16 protein-coding genes are annotated in these 18909 nt (G+C 42.6%); 8 read left to right on the top strand and 8 right to left on the bottom strand.

Annotated features, from left to right (window positions below; translation table 11 throughout):
- The first annotated feature begins 185 nt into the window (after nt 1-185).
- From BMY70_RS15285 to BMY70_RS31300, 4 genes are all read left to right on the top strand, one after another.
- Nucleotides 186-1106 (top strand): family 2A encapsulin nanocompartment shell protein, encoded by a 921-nt coding sequence (locus BMY70_RS15285; protein WP_090336339.1) that lies wholly within the window; start codon nt 186-188, stop codon nt 1104-1106.
- The gene (locus BMY70_RS15280) at nt 1090-3168 is read left to right on the top strand and encodes a family 2A encapsulin nanocompartment cargo protein cysteine desulfurase (RefSeq protein WP_090336336.1); all 2079 of its coding nucleotides are present in this window, start codon (nt 1090-1092) and stop codon (nt 3166-3168) included. The genes BMY70_RS15285 and BMY70_RS15280 overlap by 17 nt, the downstream gene beginning before the upstream one ends.
- Nucleotides 3169-3339: 171 nt before the next feature.
- Nucleotides 3340-4158: a serine O-acetyltransferase gene (locus BMY70_RS15275; protein ID WP_090336334.1), complete on the top strand. Its 819-nt coding sequence runs from the start codon at nt 3340-3342 to the stop codon at nt 4156-4158.
- Nucleotides 4159-4535: 377 nt separating this feature from the next.
- Nucleotides 4536-4679 carry a hypothetical protein gene (locus BMY70_RS31300; protein WP_229209622.1) on the top strand — a complete coding sequence of 48 codons (144 nt, stop codon included), beginning with the start codon at nt 4536-4538 and terminating at the stop codon, nt 4677-4679.
- A gap of 51 nt (nt 4680-4730) precedes the next feature.
- On the opposite strand, the gene metQ is transcribed toward BMY70_RS31300, so the two are convergent.
- The 3 genes from metQ to metN all read right to left on the bottom strand — a co-directional run bounded on the left by metQ (nt 4731) and on the right by metN (nt 7343).
- Nucleotides 4731-5555: a methionine ABC transporter substrate-binding lipoprotein MetQ gene (gene metQ / locus BMY70_RS15265; protein WP_090336331.1), complete on the bottom strand. Its 825-nt coding sequence runs from the start codon at nt 5553-5555 to the stop codon at nt 4731-4733.
- Nucleotides 5556-5665: 110 nt separating this feature from the next.
- Nucleotides 5666-6319 carry a methionine ABC transporter permease MetI gene (gene metI / locus BMY70_RS15260; protein WP_090336328.1) on the bottom strand — a complete coding sequence of 218 codons (654 nt, stop codon included), beginning with the start codon at nt 6317-6319 and terminating at the stop codon, nt 5666-5668.
- Nucleotides 6312-7343, bottom strand: coding sequence for a methionine ABC transporter ATP-binding protein MetN (gene metN, locus BMY70_RS15255; protein ID WP_090336323.1), 1032 nt, complete (start codon nt 7341-7343; stop codon nt 6312-6314). The genes metI and metN overlap by 8 nt, the downstream gene beginning before the upstream one ends.
- A gap of 390 nt (nt 7344-7733) precedes the next feature.
- Here metN and BMY70_RS15245 point away from each other — a divergent pair, with 390 nt between their 5' ends.
- From BMY70_RS15245 to BMY70_RS15230, 4 genes are all read left to right on the top strand, one after another.
- On the top strand, nt 7734-8579 hold the full coding sequence (locus BMY70_RS15245; protein ID WP_090336317.1) for an SDR family oxidoreductase: 846 nt from the start codon (nt 7734-7736) through the stop codon (nt 8577-8579).
- Nucleotides 8580-9051: 472 nt separating this feature from the next.
- Nucleotides 9052-9882 carry a sterol desaturase family protein gene (locus tag BMY70_RS15240; RefSeq protein WP_090336315.1) on the top strand — a complete coding sequence of 277 codons (831 nt, stop codon included), beginning with the start codon at nt 9052-9054 and terminating at the stop codon, nt 9880-9882.
- A 33-nt stretch (nt 9883-9915) separates the two neighbouring features.
- A complete protein-coding gene (locus BMY70_RS15235; RefSeq protein WP_090336312.1) occupies nt 9916-10542 on the top strand; it encodes a DUF6134 family protein in 627 nt (208 codons plus the stop codon).
- Nucleotides 10543-10562: 20 nt separating this feature from the next.
- Entirely contained in the window at nt 10563-10955 is a 393-nt protein-coding gene (locus BMY70_RS15230) for a hypothetical protein (protein WP_090336310.1), read from the top strand.
- 71 nt (nt 10956-11026) lie between these two features.
- On the opposite strand, the gene BMY70_RS15225 is transcribed toward BMY70_RS15230, so the two are convergent.
- The 5 genes from BMY70_RS15225 to BMY70_RS15205 form a co-directional block, all read right to left on the bottom strand.
- Nucleotides 11027-12292 (bottom strand): alginate export family protein, encoded by a 1266-nt coding sequence (locus tag BMY70_RS15225; RefSeq protein WP_090336307.1) that lies wholly within the window; start codon nt 12290-12292, stop codon nt 11027-11029.
- 424 nt (nt 12293-12716) lie between these two features.
- Nucleotides 12717-13526: a DUF4397 domain-containing protein gene (locus tag BMY70_RS15220; protein ID WP_090336304.1), complete on the bottom strand. Its 810-nt coding sequence runs from the start codon at nt 13524-13526 to the stop codon at nt 12717-12719.
- Between the two features lie 27 nt (nt 13527-13553).
- Nucleotides 13554-16307 (bottom strand): TonB-dependent receptor, encoded by a 2754-nt coding sequence (locus BMY70_RS15215; RefSeq protein WP_090336301.1) that lies wholly within the window; start codon nt 16305-16307, stop codon nt 13554-13556.
- A 293-nt stretch (nt 16308-16600) separates the two neighbouring features.
- The gene (locus tag BMY70_RS15210; RefSeq protein WP_090336299.1) at nt 16601-17242 is read right to left on the bottom strand and encodes a YceI family protein; all 642 of its coding nucleotides are present in this window, start codon (nt 17240-17242) and stop codon (nt 16601-16603) included.
- Nucleotides 17243-17582: 340 nt separating this feature from the next.
- Nucleotides 17583-18893 carry a hypothetical protein gene (locus BMY70_RS15205; protein ID WP_090336297.1) on the bottom strand — a complete coding sequence of 437 codons (1311 nt, stop codon included), beginning with the start codon at nt 18891-18893 and terminating at the stop codon, nt 17583-17585.
- Nucleotides 18894-18909 lie beyond the last annotated feature (16 nt).

Raw genomic sequence — 18909 nt, 5'->3', positions numbered from 1 at the left:
TTTAATGGTTACATATGATTTGGTTACGAGGTTGAGTGACGTTTATTGGCCGGCGAACGTGTGGTATCATACATGATTTACAATTTTAAGACAGGCATATTAGATTAAGTTTGTATCAAAATGGTCAAAGCTCTGCTCACGGAAGCCTGGCAATAAACACGATCGTACATTAATTTAAAGTAGAAATGTCCAAATTAAATCAAAAACAAACTGCACTTGGAGATGTTGCTGCAAGGCAGCTCGCCATCGCCACACGCACAGTACCGCAGATGGTGTCAATCACCCCACGCTGGCTGACGCATTTATTGAACTGGATTCCGGTCGAATCAGGCGTGTATCGGCTTAACAAGGTGAAAGAAGGAAGTGTGGCCGAAGTGGATTGCTCCGGACGGGACGAAAGGGAGCTGCCGCATACCTTCATCGATTATGTTGAAAATCCAAGGGAGTATAATCTGAATGCGGTGAACACAGTTCTGGATGTTCATACGCGTGTTTCTGACCTTTACAGTAAACCCTATAATCAGATCAGTGAGCAGCTCCGCCTGACCATCGAGAGTATCAAGGAAAGACAGGAAAGCGAACTGATCAATAATGAGGAATATGGATTATTGCACAGCATAGCTCCTTCGCAGCGTATTTCAACGCGCAACGGCGCACCTACACCGGACGATCTGGATGAGCTGATTGCCAAAGTCTGGAAAGAGCCGGGCTTCTTTCTGCTTCACCCGAAGGCTATTGCTGCATTTGGCCGCGAATGCACACGCAAAGGGGTTCCACCTCCGACAGTTTCTCTTTTTGGGTCTCAGTTCATTACCTGGAGGGGCATTCCTCTTTTTCCTTCTGATAAATTACCGATAGAAAACGGAAAGACTAAAATATTACTTCTTCGTACCGGTGAGAGTCGCCAGGGCGTAGTAGGGTTGTATCAGCCTGGTTTGCCTGGTGAACAGTCTCCGGGATTATCGGTACGTTTTATGGGTATCAACGATAAGGCAATCGCTTCTTATCTGGTTTCGCTGTATTGCTCGCTGGCGGTGTTGGTGGATGATGCGATTGCGGTACTTGAAGACGTAGAAATAGGAAACTATCATGAGTATAAATATTGATCAATTTCCATCAGATGGAAATATTTCAGGACTGCCTGATATCGCTGAGTTGGAAAAATTGGCAAATGAACTCTTTTCATTACTTCCTAATGAATTACCGAAAGCCAATTTTTCGCCGGATCTGGCTGATCATCCAAGACTTGAAAAGTCGTTGAACCTGGTTCATGAGCGGCTCCCTTCACTTTTTGGGAGAAGCGACGGGTTCAACGTCACGGATCCTCAGACAAGTTTGCCGGACCCTCATTTCCCTGTGCAGAGCGCGCCCAATTCCGGGTTTGGCGTTTCCCCGTCAGGAACGCAGCAGGCCGTGAATCACCTTAATTTGAATAAGGGACAGTCAGCAAAGCCGGATAGCGTAAATACTCAGGCCGATTATCCCGGGCTCAGGCATCAAACGCCTTCTGTTGCCGGCAGTGGAATTTCTCCCTCGGCAGCACATCAGGAAAATGCAGTAGATCTGAACAATCCCCAAACAGGTTTTCACGACCCGCACGTGGGTGTTCCTAATACTGTTCCGTCAACTGGCCTGGGGCAGGTTCCATCTTCCGTTGCAGGTAGCGGCGTGTCTCCGTCCGTTAACCAAAATGGCCCTGGATACGATAAAACTTTTCCTTTTTCGCCGGATGCCGCTTTTGAACCGGACGTGCATAATCTTTGGTCTTCGATCAATACTTTTAAAAGTACGCCACAGTTACCCGGCAATTTTGGTGCAGCAAATGCCCAGTATTACTTTTTACAGGGAGCAGGTTTCAGAGGAAACGATCCTTTTTCTCTTGATCAGATCCGGGAGTCACAACTTTCAGGAAAATCATTTCCTTCGCTGAGCAATGGTACAGGAAATATACATTTTGATGTAAATCTGATCAAAAGGGATTTTCCGATTTTTCAGGAACGGGTGAACGGAAAACCGTTGATATGGCTCGATAATGCTGCCACAACCCAAAAGCCAAAATCGGTGATTGACCGGATTACCTATTTCTACGAGCATGAAAATTCCAATATTCATCGCGCAGCACATGAACTGGCAGCCCGGGCTACGGACGCTTATGAGAGTGCACGTCAGAAAGTGCAGCATTTTTTGAATGCGGGTTCAGTAAATGAGATCATTTTTGTCCGTGGTGCGACTGAGGCCATTAATCTGGTAGCAAAGACATGGGGCGCGCAAAATTTGAATGCGGGGGATGAAATCATTGTCAGTAATCTGGAGCATCACGCCAACATTGTTCCCTGGCAACAGCTGGCTGCTAAAAAAGGGTTGAAGCTCCGTGTCATTCCTGTTGATGATGACGGGCAGGTTTTGCTAGGTGAATATGCCAAACTGCTCAATCCTAAAACGAAGCTTGTTTCCTTTACACAGGTTTCCAATGCGCTTGGCACGGTTACACCGGCAAAGCAGATCGTGGAAATGGCTCATGCTGCCGGAGCAAAAGTTTTGGTCGACGGCGCGCAATCTGTTTCCCATTTAAGGTCGGATGTGCAGGCTTTGAACTGCGACTGGTTTGTATTTTCGGGGCATAAAGTTTTCGGCCCGACTGGTATTGGTGTGCTTTATGGGAGAGAAGATTTGTTGAATGAAACGCAGCCCTGGCAGGGTGGTGGAAATATGATACAGGATGTGACATTCGAATACACCCAGTTTCACGATGCTCCCAACCGGTTTGAAGCGGGTACAGGAAATATTGCGGATGCAGTAGGGCTTGGCGCAGCGATCGATTATGTCAATAAAATCGGAATTGATGTCATTCACCAGTACGAGCACTATCTGCTTCAATATGCAACAGGTCTGATGAAGGATATTCCCGGACTTCGGTTGATTGGAACAGCGCCAGACAAAGCTTCGGTAATGTCATTTGTGTTCTCGGGTTATAAAACGGAAGAAGTGGGTGCGGCGTTAAATGAAGAAGGTATTGCCGTAAGGTCAGGCCACCATTGCGCACAGCCAATACTTCGCCGATTCGGTGTTGAAACCACAGTTCGTCCGTCGCTGGCATTTTATAATACTACTACGGATGTGGATGTATTGGTTGAAACGTTGTACCGGCTGAGGCAAAAAAAGCGGTAATTGGTTTAGAGTCCTGTTTTCGGAACTAAATTTTTACAGTAAGCTAAATAATCTGGTCTGAAAATTGAGCCGTATGCGATCGAAGTCTGTCAACTCGTTTTTTCTGACTTCGATCGCTCCGGCTATTTCGTTGCCGGTACTTAACCTTTAAGAATAGTTTTGTTTACAAGAATGAATAAGAATTTAAATACCAAGTCGCTAATTAGTCTGTTAAAAACAACGCATAACGCGGAATGGGAGGCGACACCTTCTTCTAACGACGCAATTGCTTGGCTAGATGGACTGATTCAGTTCTTGTTTCCCAGTAATCATCTCCCGAAAAGTACGTCCTACGAGGGTATTCTGAAAAAGAATCAGATTGACCTGGAAAATATCCTGCTGAGCTATCTGGAACCTTCAGGGATTGACATCGAAGGTGTAGTAGATCACTTCTACTCTTCTCTCGAAGGAATATATCAGAACCTGCGGCTGGACGCTAACAAAATCAATGCCTATGATCCTGCTTCACACAGCGTAAACGAGGTCATTGTTTCCTATCCCGGTTTTTATGCGATTGCCGTTTATCGGATCGCCAATCATCTTAGTCGTTTGGGAATACCTGTTTTGCCGAGAATACTCAGCGAATATGCCCATGGGAAAACGGGAGTAGACATCCATCCCAATGCGCAGATCGGTGTTCCTTTTATGATCGACCATGGCACTGGTATCGTTATTGGCTCAACCACGATTATTGGTAAAAATGTAAGCATTTATCAAGGCGTTACACTTGGTGCCTTACAGGTTGCTAAAGATCTTGCCGAAACCAAGCGGCATCCTACTGTTGAAGACAATGTGATCATTTATGCACGGACAACTATTTTAGGCGGAGATACAGTAATAGGAAACAATAGCGTGATTGGTGGCAGTGTTTTCCTTACCAAAAGTGTGGAACCTAATTCTCAGGTTTTTAATACGCATCAATTGCGAATTGTTCATAAATCTTCTCAATAATTCATTCAAATTATATTTCCTGGCCAATGGTGTGCTGCCTCAGTAAATCAAAAATCACATATTTGATACTTGACATCGAAAAAGGCAGCATATGCGCTTAGGCTACGTTTTGTCTCGAACAATAAAATCAGTGACCTGTTCCCATCTCGTGTATTGCAGAAAAGGAGAACACTTCAAAAAAGTTTTTGCGGCGATCCTTCTTGATTTAGGGAATAATGGTATTTTACAAAGTCAAAAGAGGAAAGGTGGGGGCTATATGCTGCGAATTCCTACGAAATTGGTTGACTTCTCATAAGTGTTGAGAATCATTGAGATGCCAGTTGCTCCGGCATTTTGCGTTTCTATGCTCTTTTATTGCAGATTTGATGATCGTAAGAATGACGAGATGTAGCCTTAGAAGCGTACTGACAAAATGGAGAGATGCCAATCTGGAAGTATTGGATAAGACGACTATCGCCGATATTCATAGGGCGGATACCCATGGAAGGGAGTTTGAAAACAATCCAAATAACGTTGATTAAATTAGAAAATCCTGCCATTTTCTCATGAAATGGCAGGAGGGCATAGAAAATTCACCAGCCTTTGATTGCTCCACCCTGAAATATTCTGGCAGCCGCATCTTCCACTTCTTTGGATTGATATGCTTTAACGTAGTTTTTAACTTTTTCTTCATTTTTGTTATCTTCTCTAGCCACGATCAGATTGACATAGGGAGATTTCTTATCCTCAATCAACAATCCGTCTCTGGTTGCAACCAAACCAACCTTTGCCGCAAAATTATTATTGATAATTGCCAGCGCAACATCTTTGTCGTCAAGGGTCCTGGGTAACTGCGGTGCTTCCAGCTCCAGGATTTTGAGATTCTTCGGGTTTTCAATAATGTCAATTACTTTTGGTAAAAGTCCAACACCTTCTTTGAGCTTGATCAGTCCGTATTTTTGTAAAAGCAACAATGAGCGGCCGCCGTTCGTCGGGTCGTTTGGAATAACCACAGTGTCTTCGGGTTTTAATTCTGCCAGGCTTTTTATCTTTTTGGAATAACCGGCTATAGGATAAACAAAGGTATTACCTACGATAGCAAGTTTGTAACCGCGCTGTTTTATTTGTTCATCCAGATAAGGTTTGTGCTGAAAAGCATTGATGTCAACATCTCCATGATCCAAAGCTTCATTCGGGACTACGTAATCGTTAAATGAGATCAGTTCTACTTCCAGTCCGTATTTCTCCTTAGCCACTTTTTGGGCAACCTGCGCCACTTCATATTCCGGACCCACAGCAATCCCGACTTTGATGTGATTCGGATCATTGTCCTTTTCGGCTTTCCTATTGCATGCCGAAATCGCAAATACTGCAGCAATAAGAATGAGCAGTGTAAAAATTTGTTTACTGATTGTCATAGTTTAAGGGAGTTATTAGTTTGAACATGGAGTTTAGCGACGTTGCCAACGAGTTTCGCTAATTTTTTTAAAGTTTCAATTTGTGACTTCTGCCCACACCTGACCAAAAGCTACCGATGATCCACCCGTTTCGCCAGCACATCTCCTGAAAACTGAATGATAAAAACCAATGCGATCAGCAAAATCAGTACGGTGTTCATAATCAAAGCATCATATCCGATGTAGCCATATTGGTAGCCGATCTGTCCCAATCCGCCTGCACCCACTGCGCCACCCATGGCTGAATAGCCTACCAGTGTGATCAGCGTAATGGTGGCGCAATTGATTAAAGAAGGCAAAGCTTCCGGCAACAATACTTTGATGACGATCTGTAACGGAGTGGCTCCCATTGATCTTGCTGCCTCTATTAGTCCCCCTGGTACTTCGATAAGGCTGTTTTCTACCAGACGTGCAATAAACGGAGCTGCTCCGATACTGAGCGGAACAGGTGCAGCACTGATACCAATGGATGTGCCGACGATTGCTCTTGTAAAGGGTATCATCCAGACGATCAAAATGATAAACGGAATGGACCGGAAGATGTTAACGACAACCGAAAGGGCGTTATTAACGGTTCGGTTTGCCAATACCTGGCCCTTACGAGTTAGGAAAAGAATGATACCGGTAGGCAACCCCAGTAAAAAACCGAAAAAGCCGGAAACGATTGTCATAAATATAGTCTCACCGGTACCTGCAAGAAGGAGTGATACAATTGGATCAGACATAACCTAGAATTTCTACTTTGATTTGATTATTAATAAAAAATTCAATGACATTCGGATAATTTCCCCGGTTTCCTGAAAGCTCAGTTAAAATGACCCCAAAATTTTTCTCGCCCGCATGATCCATTTGAGCACTTATAATTTTCGTGTCAACATCAAAAAGTCTTGCGGCCTGCGAAAGCACGGGCCCGTTGGCTGTCGCGCCGGTAAGGTGCAGTTTCAGAAGCGGTGACAAATTTCCGGGATCAGCAGATTTTAAGCGACGCATGTAAAAGTCTGGTATTTCAACATGCAGAGACGTGTTAATAAATTCTTTTGCCAGTTCCGTTTTGGGATTTACAAAAATATCACTGACAGTACCCTGTTCGATCAGTTTTCCTTCGCTGATTACCGCAACAAAATCGCAGATGGATTTAACAACTGCCATCTCATGTGTGATGAGCAGGATAGTGATGTTAAGTCGCTGATTAATATCTTTAAGCAGGTTCAGAATGGCGCGTGTTGTTCCCGGATCCAGTGCGCTCGTTGCTTCGTCACATAGTAACACCTTCGGATTATTGGCAAGCGTGCGGGCGATAGCCACTCGTTGTTTCTGTCCGCCGGAAAGATTGGCAGGATAATCGTTGGCCTTCTCTTCCAAACCGACCAGTTTCAGTAATTCAGAAACCCTGGCCTTGATCTTAACTTTTGGCACATGGTCCAATTCCAAAGCAAAAGCCACATTCTCAGAAACTGTGCGAGACGAGAGCAGATTAAAATGTTGGAAGATCATCCCGATCTGTCGTCTTTCCCTGGCAAGTTGCGAGCCGGATAGAACCGTCAGGTTTTTGCCATCCACAATGACATCCCCGGACGTAGGTTTTTCAAGCAGGTTCACACACCTGATCAGCGTACTTTTGCCAGCTCCGGAAGTCCCGATCACTCCATAAATCTTACCTGGCTCTACTTTAAGAGATACATCTGATAACGCAATAATCTCTCTGTCCTTTTGCCGGAAAATTTTAGTAATGTTTTTTAACTCGATCATTTATAAGTGAGCCCGATTAGCCTGTTGCATTAAATGAATGCAATTTAGGCAAAGTTTTCAATGCAGTTCGTTTATTGTTTATTTACTATATAGATTTTATAGATTTATACAATAAAAAATTTGAATTTGAATGATCAGGCCAGAACTACTAGGATAAGGATGGCAGTCCCAAAGCGAAAATGCCGCTGTCAATTACCTGCAGCGGCTTTGAATGGATATTTTTAAAACGGCCCTTTGTTAGCAATGTTTCCGTTGGAGATGGCGCAAATGTAATGACAAATTTATTGTCGATAGAAATTATAGACTATGTTTGTATTTTTACTGACTGGCTGATCCTCCGCAAAGTGGTAGCAGGTGTGCACAAACATTCACTTTAACTAAAAATCAAAATTGTCAAATAAAATCGCCCTGATAACCGGCCCGACCTCTGGAATCGGCTACGTAACCGCCATTGAATTGTCTAAGCATGGCTTCGACCTGATTCTCGTTGCAAGAAATGAAAAGAAAGTCCGCGAACTCCAAAACATGATCGGCGATCGTGTTAGGACAGATTACGTTTCATGTGACCTCGGCAATATTGCTTCCGTGCTTAACGCAGTTGCGGAAATAAAAACCCGGTATTTTAAGATTGATGTGCTGATAAATAATGCGGGCCTGATCGTTCAAAACAAACAATTTTCCGCTGACGGGATCGAATTGACATTTGTTACAAACCATCTCGGGCCGTTTGTACTTACCACAGGACTAATCAATCTTTTAAAGGCTACCGATAAAGCCAGGATCATTCACGTGTCTTCGGAAGCTCATTTCTTTGCTTTTTTTGATATAAACAAATTAGTAAATCCTTCCTGGTATCAGGACCTGGTTGTTTACGGAAGGTCGAAGCTGGCAAATATTCTATTTTCAAACGAACTTTCAGATCGCCTGCAGCTCCATGGAATTACCTCAAATGCATTGCATCCGGGCACTGTTGCCAGTAATTTTGCCGGAAATGGCACGGGTATATCCACTTTTTTTATGAAATTTTTTCGTCCGTTTTTCAAAACTGTTGAGCAGGGAGCAGCAACAACTATTTATCTTGCAACCTCACCAGAAGTTGAGGGCGTTTCGGGCCAATATTTTGTGGATTCAAAGCCCGGACGAAGCTCAAAGGCTGCCAAGGACAGGGAATTGGGCAGCCGGCTTTGGGATTTGAGTGAAGAGTTGACACGGTTTGAAGATCAACCGACCGGATGATAACACCTAGACTGAGCATTGGACGGGATTAAATCGATAGGGAATTTTCTTTGATTTTTTTATGGCACTTTTAATATATTCACATTTGTGAAAAATATTTATCTTAAAATTTTGTGTTATCTTTTTAATTACTTTACTTTGTCTATATATTTAATAGACTAATAAGCTGCGAGCCACCCGAAGCTAAGTATTAATCCAAATGTCATATGCTTATGAATCCGATTAATTTACTTTATTCAACGACATTTTTTCGCTTGAAATCTGCAGTCATTTCTATCCAGGCTCAACAATATTGTTGTATTTGTTGAAACTTATCCAATCTGGATAAGCCATCCTGACTCTTTTTTGACAGCTTAAAGTCTGACCATCAACCTTTGGTTGGACCAATCTATCTTTTCCGGGTGTCTGTCTGGTACCGGCGAATATTGCCGTACCCAATTCATCCTATCCATACAACAAAAAATCTTTCGACATGCGATTCACAGACAGTTTTATATACTACGAAATTCTAACGCTTTTTTTCGTTATCAGCGCTGCTGAATTTTTTACAGGTTTATACAAAAGTGACAAATGGTCTAAAAATGAATGGTATATCAATTTTGCCGGACTGTTCCTTTCCAGTACCATTACAAGGCCAATCAGCTTCCTGTTATCAGCGTATGTACTGAATTATTTTTTTCCACAATATTACAACGCGTTCGAGTATGTTCCACTCTGGGCGGGCATTATCATAACCTGCTTGTTGGAAGATTTTACGCAATACTGGTGGCACAGGGCAGCACATACATATACCTGGCTTTGGAAAGCACACAGGGTTCATCATACAGCTCCGGAAATGAGCGTATTTTTGGCTGGTAGAAATTCCTGGCTTTATTTATTGTTATTTCCATCACGTATAGTATCAACCGTCTTGATTTTTTTAGGATTTGGACAAGCATTTCTAATTGGGTATTTTTTCAAGGCAATCATTGGTATATCCGCACATTCAAGTATAAAGTGGGATAAACCTTTATACAAAATCAAGTGGCTTCATCCGGTGATGTGGGTGGTGGAGCGCACCATTTCAACACCTGCCACACACCATGCCCATCATGCAGCAACAGATGCGGATGGAATCGGGGTAGTCAATGGTAATTATGGAAACATGTTTTTCATTTGGGATATGATTTTTGGTACAGCAAAAATTACAAGAGAGTTTTCCGAGCATATCGGCCTTGAAGATTATCATGAAGAACCCTGGTTTGTACAGCTGGGCTATCCGTTCTTTAAATCGAAGGACGAGCGCAGCGAACTTTCGCACTGAAATTAACCGGGCTATTGACAAATCAGAATACTCATGAAACTATTTTATTCGCTTGCGATGCTGTTCGTTCTAACCGGTCCTTTTAAAACGTATTCTCAAATTGTAGTTTATGATATCATTATAGCGCGGCAGACCGTTGGATCTGTCAAGGTCCATCAAATCGATTCAACCGGTGAACATTCAAAATTGCGTATCGATGCAGCGGTAAGTATTCCATTTTACTCAGGCAGTCTGCAAAGTGAAAACCAGTTTTCGAATGGTTTATTAAAAAGCTCGACGACCGATTATATGGTAAATGGAAAGAAAAAGGAACGAACTTTTACCACAAAAGTAGGATCAGGAAGCTACAATGTCGATTATTATGGATCTGGTAAGACTTACGATGAGCGAAAAAACATAGCTCAAGATATCAGTAAAACAATCGTCGGTCTTTATTATCTGGAGCCTGTAAATCTAAAAGCTGTTTATTCTGAAAAATATGGACAAATGTGCCAAATCGTAAATTTGGGAGAAAACCGATATGCAGTTACCATGCCAGGCGGTAAAAAAAATATCTATATCTATGATGGAGGTAAGTGTAAAGAGGTGGCTGTTGAACTGGGTGGTTTTAAATTACGAATTGTGAGAAGGGAAATGGCTACGGCGATGGCTAAAAAATAGAATGTTTAAAATATAAAATTATGATTTACGAAAAGATATTCAGACATGCGGTAGGAAGAGAGGCCAAGGTTATCATAAAAGGCGAGAAGGCGAGGTACAGCAACAATATCGTTGTGGAATTAGAGTTTCTTGTCAAGGATACACACGACCTCAATTTCCACCAGCCTATCGGGAAAAATCATCCTCAATACTGGAAATTAAAAAAAAGCACCCCTGAGCGAGCCTATTATCTTCAGCTTGAATACAGCGGCGTTTCCAGAAAAGAAATTCTGGAAACGGTTAAAGAATTTAAACTAACGATCGGTAGTCAGTTTACTTTCAGATATAAAACGCCGCTTACAGAGCGCATAAAGTATCTCAAAGGGATCCGGGTAAATGCTGCAAGCAGGAAGATATTGATGGCAGGTGCCTGATGATAAATTTCTAACGCCGGGTTTTATGTTAAAGGACTAATGAACCCAGTTAATGTACCTTTGAGCCAGCGTCATTTTTTTATTGATAGAAGTTGAGGTGAGTAGGAAAACATGAGATAACTCCATAGCGCCACTTTGTTGGCGTCAGGCACTTTATTAAGCAGTTCCATGGATTGCCCTGCAAATGTTGAGGAAATACCGAATGTAATTTCCACTTGTTTCAATGGTCTGTAATTAAATGACAAATCATTTTCAAATCCCAGGTACTTTCCTGTTGAACCATTATTTTTGGTGTCCAGTTGAAATTGAGAGTAGAACAGGTGGAAATCAGCACGCAAGGTCAACTTCCTGTTCATCTGGCAAATCCAGAAAAGATATGGGTTGATGAGTCCTCGATCGTTTACGTCGGCCGGAAAGCGTGTAAATAAATTCATATTTCCCATAAACTTCCACGCAACTCCATAGAGGGGTATGAATGAATTGGACAAGCCAGCGCGTGTACCGGATTGACTTCCACTCAGAATTTCTGCTCCCAGACGTACTGTGATCTTGTTGACATTGGTACTTATTTCTGGCTGCAGATAGTATGCCCTTATTGTTTTGGAACCTGTTGTCCTTCCATACTGGTAATATGCATTCAGAGTTCCATAAATCTGGTCTGCAGTGTATTCAAGACGTCCTCCATTGGTAATGCGCTGATAACTTGCGTCTAGTTTTAAACTATTTGGCAAAACCTCCAGAGTATTGATTGTAGTGAGTCTGAGGTTATTTTTAAACTGCTGCTTAAAGTGATGAACGGCCATGAATTTGTACTGGTGAGATGCTACAGGGGAATAAGCTGACTCAAAACTTTTTCCATATGGGCGTGTAAATACCAATGTGAGGTCGGTACTTATTTTATCGTTGTAAATTAGCCGGATTCCTTCGTGCGACCGGCCTTGCTGGCTCCATGGCGCGGCCGAGAAAATACGGCCGTTATCCAGGGAAAGTGCCTGCCGGCCAACTCGTAAGGAGATATGTTTTGTTATTGTGGGTTCAATATAAAATTCGAAGGCATTTATGCTCCCAATCCTTGAAATTTCTCCGGCTTTTCCCCATAAGTGGATTTCCTGAGGAGATATATGAAATTTAAACCTGGTGTTCTGATATGTTATGTTCAGCCGGTTTCGCTGACTCACGTAAAGTTCGGTTAGACTGGAATCAGCATTTGTCCATCTGAAATTATTTCTAAATTCGGCCCTTGGCCTGGATTCAAAATCAATGCTAAGTATGCTGGTGAGGGTATCTTTGGACTGCGAATAAAGATAATGATTCCCAGGACCAAGTAGAAGGATCATAAAAAGAATCGGGCGCACAGAATTAGTATATAAAGTCTATGGAGACAAATGTTTTGTCGAAGTTACTATAATATGAGCATTGCGCAGATTTTTTTTTGATTCCCATCACTAATTATCTTCAAAATTGTCATTCAAAATTTATTTTGAAAGGTTTTAACATCTGAGGGCTTTGTGAATCGTCTGAATGTTACTATGATTTTATCAACCTGTAATAAGTTTGATAAAATATGGTCCCTGTTAGCAGAGTAACCTTCCTGAGTCTGAGGAATTAAGAAAATGCAAGATGCTTCTAATCAAGCTACATGTGACTAATGATAAGCATGGAGATATACTAAGATAAACTGCCAAAACAGCGGGTTTTATGCTTGCAAAAAATCAAAAAACCACCCGGAAAAATTTCGGGTGGTTTCGAATCGTCGCCATTTTATTTAACCGGATGTTCCAGTACTTTTACACCGAAATCGGGAGATCCATTTAGAAGTCCGTGGGTAAATACAGTATAAATTTTACCTGCTTCCAGTGTTACAGAGGTTGAGCTGCCGGTAGTGTTGCCGCTGGTTGCATTTGTAAAATTCAAATCGTACTTACCCGGGCTGACATTTTGGAATGGACCCAGCGACCAAGCGCTAAGCGTCTCTCCTGCAAGCGAAGAATTAGCCGCTCGGCCATAAGCGACATTGCTGAACAAAGCTGTTTTCCCATTCAAAACATTTAGAGCACCAGTTTCTGGGGAAAGATTCACGAACCGAAGCTTAGCTTTCTGCGGGTCGGGCGCTTTCAGGTCGTCATAAAACAGAATCAGTGAATCTGCTTTGTTATTGCTCGTCCTTGCCGCTACAACAGTATGGTAAAAAGTAGCGATGGGCCCGTTTGGCCGTCCGGTCGCAGAAAAAACAGCACTGTTTCCAAACTGATAAGAGGCCTTATAACTTGTATTAGTGCCTTCGGTAAAGTTGATCTGAACATTACCAAAAACGGTTGGATAGTAAGCTGACGCTTCATTGATAGCGATTGCACTGGGTGTTATCTTATCAGTAAATGTCCAGAAATTAAGTGCTGTGTTGATTGGTCTTGCATTAACAAAACTGATGAAGGCACTCAATGCGGGCCGATCTGCTGCATCTACATCCAGATAGTCTGTGTCTTTGCAAGACGAAAAGCCTGTAAGCAGTACCGCTGCAATAATAACCTTTTTCAAAAGCGGACCTGATTGAAGTAAGTTATAAGAATTCATAAGTATCGATGTTAATTGGATTTGTCATTAAAGTCTGGCCGTAATTCTGATAAATGGCTGAATGCCAGCACTGCCGTTTTGGATGCCGATAATGGATGGCTTGCTTAGCGCATTGAGTTTCTGATCTGAATAATCCCCCAACTGATTGAAGGCGTTGTTTACACCAATGGTGCCCTGCAAGATTTTTGAAAACGAATACGCCACCGAGGCATCCACTACCCATATTGGTTTTAACTTTTGAAAGAAATAGTCCGGTTTAGGGAAGGTTGCATTCAAAGCAGAGGCATTGGTTACCGATCCAAAATAAATTGCCCTTGCCAGGTAAGTAAGTTTTCCAATTCTAAATGTTCCCTGCAAATTGATCTTTTTACCTGGAATGTTGGAAGTAACCCTTGCTTTTTCTCCGTCATTGAAAATAATGTACCGGTACGCTTCCAGACCTTTCGGAGTGTTCACGTTTTTAACTTCGGTATTGACGAAATTAGCACCAAAAAGTAAGGTCAGTGCTCCACTTCGGAATGGTGTTTTATAGCTTCCCGTCAATTCCAGCCCTTTCGTGCGGGTGCTGAATGAATTATAGAAAAATTTCGCTTGCGTAGTTCCGGTCTGCACAAATAAATTTCTGACTTCTAATGGTAAATTAACATCGGTTGCTGAGAAATTTCCGGTATTTCCCACACGGTTGTTTACATCTACCTGATAGGCATCCGCTGTGAACTCGAAGTTTCTGAAAGGCTGGGTTGTAATACCCAGGGTATAACCCTTTGATTTTTCAGGCGTCAGCGTAGGGAAACCAAGTGCACGTGTCGCGGCGCTTTGGTTCGAGGCTGTTACCTGATCAATCGCTCTTCCCTGCTGAAAACTTGTTGAGGTTTCTGTATAATAATACTGTGCAAGATCCGGCGCACGGAAGCCGGTATTGTGTGATCCTCTGATGCCCAGCCAGTCTGTGATACTGTATTTTGAAGCAATCTTATAGGTTGTTACATTGCCCAATGCCGAGAAACTCTCAAGTCGTAAAGCTCCTGAGACAAGCCAGTTTCGGGTGAAATTCACTTCCACATCTGCATATCCTGCCAGAATTGAGCGGTTTACGTTGACGGCGTTTTCAGGTCTGAAACCGGCATGAATTTGTGATCCGGGCGATAGCCCGTTGAGCCCGATACTACCTTCTTTTGTAGAATAAACAATGCCATTTGCCGTTGTATCCAGTCCAAACACCGCGCGCAAATCAGCTTTTGAATAGGATGCTTCTTCACCTGCAACGATCTGGTAAGTTTCGACCCGGTACTGCGCCCCAAAGGCTACGTTGATCCCTTTCAAGGCTTTATCGAAATAACGGCTGATGTCAATGCTGCCTGTATTTTGGCTTGCGTTGTAACTTCCCGCATCAAACGTTGTTGGTGTTCTTAGCCCGAGGCTGGCGTTAAGAGAATTGGTGATCACGTTTCCGAAGTTATTTTTTCCATACACGTTCGATATGTCAACAGCCCAGTGGCGGAATTTTCCTTTGATACCAACCGCAAATGATTTGTCAGTAATAATATTTTCCATTGCCGGTAAAAAACCATCGGGATATAAAAAAGCATTATTTCGCTCTGTCCATCCGGGAAGCCGGTAAACCGCTGTAAATTGTGAATTCCGATGGCTGATGCCTCCAAAGGCATATACCTCTGCATTCTGTGCCAGCGGAATGGCAGCATTAAGAAACAAAAGGGCATCTTTCGCTTTGTTGGATCCGCCACCGCGCCGGTCGAAATGATGACGATCCAAACCGCGGTCGGCTAGAATTTTCTCGTCTATTTCTTTTGTATAAATGGCGTCATACGCTCTGGTATTGGCTCCGCCGCCATAAATTGGTCCTAGATAAAGTCCAGCCTCGTCGTTTCCGGGTAAAAGTGATATTGCCTGTGTGGCAAATTCGGCAGTCGTATTCAGATAACCACCGTTTTTTCCCAGCGCAAATCCATAATTGGCATTGGTTCGCGTGGTAGTACCATCGCCGCGGCGCCTTGTACTGGCCGTAGAACTAAGTGTCAGCTGATCCACATTTTTGTTTAAAACAATATTAATTACTCCGGCGATCGCGTCTGAACCATATTGTGCCGCCGCGCCGTCACGCAGAATCTCAACCCGCTGAATAGAAGCTGTCGGGATTGAGTTTAAATCATAACCTGTTGCTCCGTTTCCTAATCCGCCCCAGTTGATATTAGAGCTTTTATGACGGCGTTTGCCATTCACCAAAACAAGCACCTGATCAACACCAAGCCCACGAAGCTGAGACAAATTCAACGCAGAACCTGCATCGCCGGCATTACTACCGTTCACTGAGTGGAACGAGGGAGAAACATATTGAAGCAACTGAGTAATGCTGACCTGGGGAGCTGATTCCAAGAGTGATTTTATATCAATCACGTCAACCGGAACAGGCGAGTCCAGTTTTGTCCGGTTTGCATTCCGGGAGCCAACTACCTGCACTTCCCCCAGCGTGTGTGTACCGGGTGAAAGCGTGACATTGTATTCGTTGGATGTTCCAACGGGAATTTCCTGCGATGTAAATCCGATAAATGAAAATACCAGTGTTTCGCCCTTAACAATACCGAGTGTGAATTGTCCATTTACATCCGTAATAGTGCCTTGCCTGCTTCCTTTGATGGAAACATTTACGCCAGGCAAGGGGCTGTTGTCTTCGGAAGTGCGAACAGATCCGGAAAGAATTCGCTGCTGTGCAAATGAAGATATAGATGCCAGCAGAAAAAATAGTAGGATAAATTTTTTCATGAAATTGAATAATTACTCAGGGTGAGCGGTAAGCCAGATATGGCAAAATTATGATGAGACGGAGGCATAATGATGCTGTTAGATACGAATCGTACCTGTCCGGTAGTTATTATACGTAGAGTTAAGTTTTGCAATTCGGCGATGTGCAGCCCTTGTTAAAAACTATTAGATGAAGATATACCGGAGAGCCTGCAGTCCCGGAAATAACCAAACCTTTCAGTACAACATCAGACATTCGCCTTTGGCCGGCACACCGCCGAATTGAGGAGTATCAAAAGAAATGAATTGGCAACTTATTTACTGGCAGCGGATTTGGCAGCGGCAGTGGACACATCCGCAAACAGTGAAACATCCAGATTGAAGTTGTCTTCGATAGCTTTGTCACCGATGGATGAAAAGAAACTCTTTGAATTATAGCGAATGCCATACTGGGTACGGTCAATAGCTAGTTTAGCATTTGCCGTCAGCTTTTTGTCATCGGCGTCAATATCAGCCGGGAAGGTTACGTCTTTGGTGATTCCCTTGATCGTTAATTTCCCTTTAACAGTATATTTATTTGTACCAGCTGAAGTTGCGGATACAATTTCAAGTGTAGCAACCGGAAATTTCTCAACAGCAAAAAAATCGTCGTTCTTTAAATGACTTACTAGTTTTGCATTGTATTCAGGATCTTTGATATCCGTTACAACAAGATCTTTGAGGTTAATCTCGACATGTCCACCTGTTAATTTGCCGCCACTCAAATTCAATTGGCCACTTTTCACAGGAGCCGTTCCAGCGTGCGCCCCGGTAACTTTTTTGGCATTCCATGTGAGTTTGCTTTTTTGCGCATTGACCAAATAAGATACATTCTTCGCTTTTTTATCCGTCGGACCGGAAAAGGCCAGGAAAGTAGATGCGGTCAAAGAGATCAGCGATAATACAATCGTTTTCATAAAAAATAAGATTAGTTTAAATAATATATTTATTCTATTGATTTAGTATACTAATAATTTCTGTTTGAGGTTGTCTGAATAATTATTTGTTCAAGTTTAGCCGAATTGGTTGACTGATATGCCAACAGTAATTTTAACTCAGGTCCGGTAGGTGGCGATCGAACCTTATTATTTTCAGGATTGAAAATTAGACATTCTATTCTTTTTCCGCCTGAATAATTTCGCAGATTGTCCTAAGACGCTACAAAGGTAAGTGTAAGATTTTCAGATTTCGAAAAATTGATAGCACTAATTTAAAAGAAATCGGGGATGATACCACCAGAGCAATCTTTTTTTGCAACTATTTACGCTTCTGTGCGAGTGGATATTTTTTGTCAACTTTGGCCAAAACAACGTAAATTGAGTCACTGTGTTCGTTTATGCCAGATAAAACAAAATGTTTTTCGTCCGGACGGTCGTAATGTAATACGAGCTTACTGGAAGTATCTGCCCGATTAGACAGCGTAAAAATTTGCTTCATTGTATCTGCCTGATAGCCATAATAATATCGCCCGATACTACCATAAAACTCGGTTGTCCGAACTGAATTTTTCGTGTTGACCTGAAAAGGTTTATCGATTTTGACACTGATACTATTGAATTTTTCGAAAATGACATTTTGCCAGCGCACCGTGTCGCCAGCCGAGTAGGGGATAGTTCGGTTGTTGATCTTAAACTCAGAGACATCGTAGAATCCGCTGACGCCAGCAAGGCCGTCATCAAGCGGCAGTTTGAAGGACTTCCCGTTTGCATATAGATTACCGTAACCAACTCCGCGGTAAAGGATGAAAATCAATATGAAACCATATTTTAAAACAAGCCGCGCTTTATTTTTCCAATCACTACGGAACTGGATTTTAGGAACGTAAGTCAAGGCTACTGCTTTATGTTCGATTAAAATTTCGTAGAATTTTTTGCTGTCTCTCACCAAAAGTAAAATTGAAAGACTTAAGATATGAAGACTGGTTAGCTCAACACCGGCATCATAACCAATATTCACAAACCAGATTGGGACCAGGATGGCAATCATCATCAGCGCGCCTGTGGTTGTTGTTCTCCTGTATAAAAGCAGGATGGTTGCCAATAATTCGAAAACACCTGCAAAAACTTCAAAAAACGGAGAAACCCCTGTTGTCAGCCAATAGAGTTTTCCAGGCGTGAAATCTCCCAGATTCGTATTCAGCTGGCTAATTGTCGGGAAAGGCATCTGTACCGGGAATACCTTTGCCCAGGCAAACCATGACATTCGCAAGGCAATTCCGTATCGGGCTGCGACGTAAAACCAATAGTACAACCTTTCATAATCCTTGCGGTGTTTGTCCAGAATATTCCAAAGCAAAGCGGCAAATGCGCACACCAGTAACGTGATAAACCAACCGGTATAATTTTTCCCTTCCTGGCTGGGAAAAAACCAGGGTTTGTTTTGAGAAATGGCGTCAAACCATCGGAAAAAATACGAATTCACATTAAAGCCTGCATCGAAATCCTGGGTGTAAAATTCAGGTGTGAATGGAATTGTGCTGATAACCGCATAAATCAGCGCTGTTCGTAATGCGATTTTTTCATACCCTTCCCATCCGGAAGAGGTCTTCGGAGAAGCTTGCAGAGACATAATTATTGTTTAGCGT

It is taken from the genome of Dyadobacter koreensis (genome assembly GCF_900108855.1).
Classification (GTDB): domain Bacteria; phylum Bacteroidota; class Bacteroidia; order Cytophagales; family Spirosomataceae; genus Dyadobacter; species Dyadobacter koreensis.
This window is presented reverse-complemented; position numbering and strand designations above follow the sequence as displayed.